The sequence below is a fragment of the Flavobacteriales bacterium genome (assembly GCA_013214975.1).
GTDB lineage: Bacteria > Bacteroidota > Bacteroidia > DT-38 > DT-38 > DT-38.
This window is the reverse complement of the sequence record JABSPR010000016.1, coordinates 20,970-28,509: the sequence shown is the minus strand read 5'-3', so window position 1 is coordinate 28,509 and position 7,540 is coordinate 20,970. Positions and strand designations below refer to the sequence as shown.

General features: G+C 36.4%; 6 protein-coding genes. 4 read left to right on the top strand and 2 right to left on the bottom strand.

The window, feature by feature from the left end; genetic code table 11:
• Together HRT72_01000 and HRT72_00995 are read right to left on the bottom strand one after the other, a co-directional pair.
• Nucleotides 1-650: glycosyltransferase family 39 protein (locus tag HRT72_01000; GenBank protein ID NQY66294.1), on the bottom strand; the 650-nt coding region annotated here is incomplete at its 3' end.
• Between the two features lie 20 nt (nucleotides 651-670).
• A complete protein-coding gene (locus HRT72_00995) occupies nucleotides 671-1,438 on the bottom strand; it encodes a sulfite exporter TauE/SafE family protein (GenBank protein ID NQY66293.1) in 768 nt (255 codons plus the stop codon).
• A 100-nt stretch (nucleotides 1,439-1,538) separates the two neighbouring features.
• Here HRT72_00995 and HRT72_00990 point away from each other — a divergent pair, with 100 nt between their 5' ends.
• From HRT72_00990 to HRT72_00975, 4 genes are read left to right on the top strand one after another with little or no spacing between them, the layout of a single operon-like run.
• On the top strand, nucleotides 1,539-2,285 hold the full coding sequence (locus HRT72_00990; GenBank protein NQY66292.1) for a sulfite exporter TauE/SafE family protein: 747 nt from the start codon (nucleotides 1,539-1,541) through the stop codon (nucleotides 2,283-2,285).
• Between the two features lie 47 nt (nucleotides 2,286-2,332).
• Nucleotides 2,333-3,895, top strand: a complete 1,563-nt coding sequence (locus HRT72_00985) for an SDR family oxidoreductase (GenBank protein ID NQY66291.1) — start codon at nucleotides 2,333-2,335, stop codon at nucleotides 3,893-3,895.
• 49 nt (nucleotides 3,896-3,944) lie between these two features.
• Nucleotides 3,945-5,939: an O-antigen ligase family protein gene (locus HRT72_00980; protein ID NQY66290.1), complete on the top strand. Its 1,995-nt coding sequence runs from the start codon at nucleotides 3,945-3,947 to the stop codon at nucleotides 5,937-5,939.
• Between the two features lie 50 nt (nucleotides 5,940-5,989).
• On the top strand, nucleotides 5,990-7,504 hold the full coding sequence (locus HRT72_00975) for a T9SS type A sorting domain-containing protein (GenBank protein NQY66289.1): 1,515 nt from the start codon (nucleotides 5,990-5,992) through the stop codon (nucleotides 7,502-7,504).
• Nucleotides 7,505-7,540: the final 36 nt, after the last annotated feature.

Here is a 7,540-nt window from a genome sequence, read left to right as displayed (position 1 = left end):
AATACAACTAGGATTACCGTATCAACAAATGCGGAAACCAGGTTCTTTTCTCTTCTAAATAGAAGAGTGAAAAAGGGAATACTCCAAATATACAAGCATAAAAAACCTTTGGTTAATACTCCACACGCAAGGGAAATACCTGCAAGTATAATCCACATAAACCTTTTCCTTTCATCACTTTTTAGATAAAGTAAAACTGACAGACAAACGAATATGCTCATTGTGTTTTCAAGCATATTATTTGCTACAGCCCACGTTACATTATCCATGGTAATCCACAGAAGAATAGGTACCCAACCCGTTTTCTTATCTCCTGTCAGCTTCCCCCAAATTGATACAATCAGATAACCAACTAAAACATAAGTAAGCAAAGAATAGAAACGTTCTACTAAAATTGAATCACCAAACAACTTGAAAAATATACTTTGAAGTCCAAGGGCCAAGGGGGGGTGCTCATAGAATTCAGGATGCAAGTTATTACTCAAATGAGGGTGCCAAAAACTCCCTAACCCATTTGCCATGTTCCTTGAAATATCGGCATACAGTAATCCATCCATGAACATACCCTCCGAGAATAGTCCACCTGAAACAATCGTAAGAAATAGAAATCCTACGAAGAGAAATAAATAATGATGTTTATCTAGTTTCATAAAATCTATCATAGTCCAACCTAAATAATTCCCACTCCCATTAGTACAGCGAGCACCATTATCATAGCGCTAACAACTACCTGAACCAATTCGATGGTTATCTTTTTTAGAACTTTCTTTCCTAAAAATGCGCCTGCGAATGCAGCTATTATCGCCGCAACTAATATTTGCATGTTTTCGCCAATGTTAGAATACTTCGTGAAGTAAATGGAAATTCGGGATATGTCTACCACACAAGCTATGATAACTCCTGTGGCTATAAAACTCTCTTTAGATAATCCGCATTTTATTAGAAAAGCACTTCTCAAGGCACCTTGATGTCCAGATAGACCACCAAAAAATCCACTTATCGCGCCACCCACGTAAAGTTTAGATTCGGAGAATTCTAGCTTTTTGAAAAATGGCATTAGTTCCAGCACAGCAAAACCAAACATCACAACTGCTATCATCACTTTTATTGGGGTAATTGTACAAGTGATTGATCCAAGAGTGTAAACTGCCAATTCGGTGCTAGTAGAAAAATACATCAAAATTAATGCTCCCAATATGGCACCAATAATTGCAGGGATACCAAACTTGAGCACTACAGACCAAACAGCCTCTTTACCAACAATAGCCATTTTAAAAAGATTGTTGAGTAGGTGTACCACACCTGTCATCGCAATAGCAACCTCCACTGGAAAAAATAAAGCGAATGCAGGTAGTAGAATTGTACCCAAACCAAACCCCGAAAAGAACGTTAGTAGAGATGCTACTAATGCAACGGCACTTACAACTACGATTTCCATGTTTCATTAAATTAAGGAAATGCAAAGCAACATAATAAGTATGTACGATTTGAAGATATCCTCCTTAATTTTACAATAATACTTTCGTTAAAAATGCATCTTGAGTTACTTTGAATTAGAACATATTTGGTTTTTTCTAGGATTGCTTCCTTTGGTTGCCTTTTTATATTCTGCTGTAGGCCATGGTGGTGCAAGTGGCTATTTGGCATTAATGGCATTGTTCGGTTTTGCTCCAGATGAGATGAAGCCAACGGCATTGCTACTCAACTTATTCGTTGCGGCTATTTCTTTTTATCACTATTGGAAAGAAGGTCATTTTAATAAAAAGCTCTTTTTCTCATTCGCCCTCGCTTCTATCCCCCTTTCCTTCTTAGGTGGGATGATTGAAGTAGACACAAGCATTTATAAAAAGGTATTAGGTGTACTTCTTCTTTTCGCAGTATTACGAATGATGAACGTTTTTGGAAAAGAGAAGACAGCAATTAAAGAAGTAAAAATCTGGCAGGGCATAGTTATCGGTGGAGCAATTGGCTTCTTCTCTGGCCTTATCGGTATTGGTGGAGGAATAATTTTAAGTCCAGTAATATTGCTTTTGCATTGGGGTAAAATGAAAGAAGCCGCAGCAGTATCGGCCCTATTTATATGGGTTAATTCCGCTGCCGGAATGGCTGGCCAAATTTCTAGTGGAGTTGAAATAAATTCTCAGGCCTTCATCCTAGTTGGCATTGCAATCGTTGGTGGCTTTCTCGGATCTTACTATGGAAGTAAAAAATTAGATAATAAATATTTGCGCTTCGTTCTGGCTTTTGTGCTAATCACAGCATGCTTTAAATTGTTTATTACGTAAGCATAGACCAGCTTATAGTCTTATCTTCGCGGCAAGGAGATTACGACATGCCAAAAGAAGAAGAAAAAAAAGAACCCACCAGACTGCTTACCGCTGAAGAAATTGCAGAATGCATTTCTATCCTTGAGGCATTAAACGCGGATACAGATCAGATTTTTGAAATCCCAAAAAGCACACGAGTAGAGCTTCTAAAAGCGGCGGGCAAATTATCTCGTCCGGATAGAGATGAATTTTCTAGGCGAAAGAAAGATGCCAAGAAAGCACAAAAACGAAAGATGATGGCTCGCGACAAATACGCGCGAAACACCACAGGAATTAGAAGTGCACGTGATGCAAGCATATTCGTTGCCCCACTAATGCTTCAAAATAAGGAGACCGAATCGAAAGAGAAAGCGGTGTTAGAATCGCCTCGAAACTGCTACGTATGCAAGGCCGTTTTTAACACGCTGCATCATTTCTACGATACAATGTGTACAGAATGTGGTGACTTCAATTATGCTAAACGTTTTCAGACTGCTGAGCTAAAAGGCCAAGTCGCTTTAGTAACTGGATCTCGACTTAAAATAGGATATCATATTACTTTGATGATGCTAAGAGCCGGAGCAACCGTAATTGCTACTACTCGTTTCCCGGTTGATTCTGCAATACGTTTTGCCAAAGAATCGGATTTTGAGCAATGGGGTCATCGACTTAAAATACACGGACTTGATCTAAGGCATATTCCAAGTGTAGAGATCTTCTGCAACTTTATAGAACAACAATATGATCGTCTAGACATCCTAATAAATAACGCTGCACAAACGGTAAGACGACCAGCCGGATTTTACCAGCACATGATTGCAAATGAAGAACTATCGATTGATAAATTGCCAAAATATGCTAAGCTTGTTTTATCGGATCATGATGCTTGTTTGCAAGAAATAAATGCACTGAGCACAAACTTCGAAAAAGGACAGGGTAAAAATTTACCCGTTACCTGGCATGGAAAACAAATAGGAATTGGACTAACCTCATCAGCCAAATTGTCTCAAATTCCATACAGCATCGATAATTCATTGGCTGTTGAAGAAGTATTTCCAGAAGGTAAACTCGACGCCGATTTACAGCAAGTAGATCTTCGTACAACAAACAGCTGGCGATTAAAACTTGGTGAAATTGAGACTAACGAAATGCTCGAAGTACAACTTGTAAATTCTGTTGCTCCCTTTGTTTTGTGTAATCGATTGGTGAACTTAATGAAGAAAGACAACACCGGGAAAAAGCATATAATTAACGTTACCGCTATGGAAGGTAAATTCCATCGTTTTCACAAAGAGGCACGCCATCCACATACCAACATGGCAAAAGCGGCTCTTAATATGATGACCTTAACCTCAGCTGGCGAGTTAGCCAAATTTGGAATCTATACCAATGCAGTAGATACTGGTTGGGTAACAGATGAGGATCCTGCCGAGCTAGCAAAAAGAAAAGAAGAGGTACACGACTTCCAACCTCCACTAGATATAGTAGACGGAGCAGCACGTGTTATGGATCCTCTATTGGATGGTATCAACTCCGGAAAACATTGGAATGGTAAATTCTTAAAAGATTACCGACCAATCGATTGGTAAATAGAATTCCTAATTTCCCAACTTCTTTCCCTCAAGCAGATCAATTAATATGGCTATATCCTCTAGTATAAAGCAACAATTATCTCAAAGCTCTCTTTTTGAAAGATTGTATCTCGGTTTCTTTGCAATTCTTCCTCTTATATTTTCAACGGAATCTATCGATCCTGTATTAATTCCGAGGCAGTTTTTCCTCACTCTTTTCATAGCCTTAACCTCTATTCTTGTTTCCTACTTCATTTATCAGAATAAATTAACACTCGATTTAAGGTTTATCAAACTAGGCTTGCCTCTTTGCATCCTGGCTTTCTTGGGATTCAATTTACTATCGATGAATCAATCTCTAGTCATCTCCGAAAGTATCTACTCCATCTCCAAACTATCCTTAGTCGTAATCTTTTATTTGCTAACCACCTATCTACTCATTCAAAAGAAAATAAGTAACAACACACTGGTTATTGGAATTAGTGCCTTTATATCTATTACAGTAATTGTGGGAACTATTCAGTTAGTTGCGAATCAAGGAGATTTTGCCAGCATGAAATCTTCAATGGCCAATAAGAACCTTTTCGCCTCAATAATCTTTCTTTCATTTCCATTTATACTGTACTACCTGGCAAATAAAAAAAGATGGCTATTGTTCTTGGTACCATTTCTTATCCTAATCCTCTCTGTTCTATTAATACTTCAGACTAAGGCAGTTCTGCTTGCCTTTATAATATTTGGCATTATCGTTACAACTTGGCTTGTCGCTTATCAAGGTGGGGGCAAGAAGTATTACAAACAGATTTTAAAATTTGGTATACCAACTCTTATTCTATTTGGCACATTAACCTACTTAAACATTGATAAGTTTCCTCATCTGCTTAATACAGAAACAGCCAAAACAAGAATTCATCTTTGGGAAAACTCGGCATTAATTATTCAAAATAATCTATGGACAGGCGTTGGAGTCGGAAACTGGAAAATTTATTTTTCAAAACACGGATTATACAATTTCAACGAAGCAGTTCAAAATGGATTAACAATATTCCAGCGCCCACATAATGATTTTATTTGGGTCTTCGCAGAACTTGGAATAGGAGGAATTATATCGTACTCCCTTATTTTTCTCGTCGCTATTCTATGTCTCGTTCGAATTATTCGTGACACAATAGAAAAGAAAGTAAAAAACTTCTATGTGCTATTTTTTGCCTGCATTACGGGATATACTATTATTTCTGCCCTTGATTATCCCATGGAGAGGATTGAGCACCTCGTTATATTCTTCACAATTTTAGCAATTACTACGGCAAAATATTATTCTTTAAGTAAGGATGAAACCGCTTTTCAATCCTCAATTTCTTATAAATCGATACTTGGTCTTTTACTCATTTCCGTTGTTAGCCTTTCTACTATTGTATGTTCAAAACGATATGCTGGAGAAATACATTCAACTAATATATTACGTTATCGACATAGTGCTAATTGGAATAAATTACTTTCAGAAGTAGATAGAACCATTAGTCCGTTTTACGAAATAGACCCCATGTCTATCCCTGTCGAATGGTACAGAGGGGTAGCACTATTTGCTAAGGATAATATTCCAGAAGCGCATAAGAGTTTTGAAAAATCTTATTCTTTAGCACCTTCAAATATTCATGTTTTGAATAACCTCGCTAGTTGTTACGAAAAGCAAGGATTCCATCTCAAAGCTGAGAAATACTATGTAGAAGCCCTCCTAATTTCTCCTAATTTCGAAGAAGTAATATTGAACTTAAGCGCTGTTTATTTTAATTCAAATCAATTTAATAAAGCTTTTAAAACCATAGACAGATGCGGCACGGAAAGTAGCGATAAAAAATACAAAGTTTTTTTACCTGCTATTTTAAATGCTAAATGTGAATCAATAATAAACGAATTGCGAGACGAATACGCCATTAAACACGTCAGAGCCATCCAAATATCGAAAGAAAAACTGGTGGCTACTTATTTGGAATCGAAAGATAAAAAAATGACATTTGCTAACTACATTGTAAACCAATCATTTAGAAACCGTCCGCTCTAGTCTTGAAATATTCAATTCAAAAGAGTTGATCTTGACCAAACTATCATATTATGAAAAGCATATTTACATTACTTATTGCCCTGCTTCCTTTTTTAACTATTGCTCAGAATATCTCTTCAATAGTTCCATCATCCGGAAATAATGGAGAAACACTAAACGTAACAATTACAGGAGTAAACACAAATTTTAGTCAGGCGAGTTCAGCACTGAATTTTAATTTTGGAAACATTTACATATCAGCTAATGGTGTTAATTCTTACACTGTTGTTAATAGTACAACTATTAATGCAAATATTACAATACCTGCTAACACATATATAGGAGACTATAATATTTATTATTCTAATGACATTACCAACGAATATTTCTCTGTAACAGATGGTTTTTACGTAAACGGTATTATTCCTCCCACCATTACTTCTGTAACTCCATTAGCAGGTGTAAATGGACAAACTTTAGATGTAACTATAACAGGGGCAAATACTAATTTTACTCCCGGTAGTACCACTTTACATTTTGGTTTCGGGCAAGCCAGTGAGACTGTAAACTATTACAACTTTACCAGCAATACTCAATTTTCGGCGAACATAACTATACCTCAAAACACTTACACGGATAGTTATTATGTTCAAATAACTAGTCCCATTGCTGGCTATTTATACGGCCCTAACGACTTTGAAGTAACGGGAATAACGCCACCGAACCTTGTTTCTATTTCTCCACCAAGTGCTTTAAGTGGGCAAACTCTAAACGTTACAATTACTGGCGAAAACACAAACTTTTCACAAGTAAACAACAATGTTTACTTTAATATTAGTCAAAGTAGTGGAACTGTAAATGTTAATTCTATTGAAGTAATAAACGACTTCGAAATGGAAGTGAATGTATCTGCAAATTCAATTTTGGGAACGTCCATATTTGATGTAGCCACTTATAATTCAATTGACGGATATCAAACATTGAATGATGCCTTCTCGGTTTATAACGACGGAGTTACAAATATCTATTCTGTTGAGCCTCAATTCGCAGATGCCGGAACTACTTTAGATATCACAATTATAGGAACTAATACCAATTTTGTTCAAGGTCTAACAACCGTTGAATTCTATTTCGATTCGAATATAGTTTTAGCGCTAACAAATGGTGATGCCACTGTTAACAGTATTACCGTAATAAATAGCGAGATGTTGATTGCAAATATTACAGTACCAACGGTTATAGATGGAACTGGATTTGATGTGATTGTTGCCTCACCAAGTGACGGACCTATTACTGTAATGGAAACATTTACAGTTACTGTACCCAGTATTGAAAATACTATAAACACAGCCCTTAATGTTTATCCTATTCCAACTCTTGATAGGCTATCTGTAGAGAAAGAAAATTCTTTAAATGGATTGGGACAGATTACGATTACTGATATAGAAGGAAAAACCGTAATCGTTTTAGTAAGTTCTAATAATAAAGAAAACATCGATGTTAGTTCTCTAGAATCTGGTCTTTACATATTAGAGATTACCGATTCTAACGGTAATTCAACGAGTTCTAAGTTTATAAAAGAATAACCTTTATAGGCAGAGCTTAATATTTGAACTGATATT

What these genes read in the sequence shown, in the direction of transcription:
- HRT72_00995 (NQY66293.1), bottom strand. Translation starts at nt 1,438, where the DNA reads ATGGAAATCGTAGTTGTAAGTGCCGTTGCATTAGTAGCATCTCTACTA.
- HRT72_00985 (NQY66291.1), top strand. Translation starts at nt 2,333, where the DNA reads ATGCCAAAAGAAGAAGAAAAAAAAGAACCCACCAGACTGCTTACCGCT.
- HRT72_00980 (NQY66290.1), top strand. Translation starts at nt 3,945, where the DNA reads ATGGCTATATCCTCTAGTATAAAGCAACAATTATCTCAAAGCTCTCTT.
- HRT72_00975 (NQY66289.1), top strand. Translation starts at nt 5,990, where the DNA reads ATGAAAAGCATATTTACATTACTTATTGCCCTGCTTCCTTTTTTAACT.